Source organism: Actinoplanes sp. DH11, assembly GCF_020873875.1.
Lineage (GTDB): Bacteria > Actinomycetota > Actinomycetes > Mycobacteriales > Micromonosporaceae > Actinoplanes.
In genome coordinates this window covers 1-375 of record NZ_JAHWGU010000194.1, presented here as the reverse complement: position 1 = coordinate 375, position 375 = coordinate 1, and the positions used below count along the sequence as shown (strand labels likewise).

Here is a 375-nt window from a genome sequence, read left to right as displayed (position 1 = left end):
TCGCCGCCGTCCTGGAAGGCATCGATTTCGAGATGCCGTCGTTGGGCTGGATCTCGAATGTGACCGGTGAGCCGGTCGGTGTCGAGGTGATGGACCCGGAGTACTGGGTGCGGCAGGTCCGCCAGCCGGTCCGGTTCGCCGACGGCCTGGCCGCGATGCGCGCCGCTGGGGTGACCCGGTTCATCGAGGTGGGCCCGTCCGGTGCGCTCGCGACGCACGTCGACGGGGTGTGTCTGCCCACGATCCGCAAGGGCCGTGACGAGCCGGACTCGTTGGTCAAGGCGCTGGCGGTGGCCGGCCCGGACTGGGCGAAGGTGTTCCCCGGTGCCCGGCGTATCGAACTGCCCACCTACGCCTTCCAACACCAGCGCTACT

The 375-nt window shown here is 69.6% G+C and carries 1 pseudogene; it reads left to right on the top strand.

The window, feature by feature from the left end:
* A pseudogene (locus tag LPA41_RS41395) lies at positions 1 to 375 on the top strand (hypothetical protein); the annotation flags it as partial.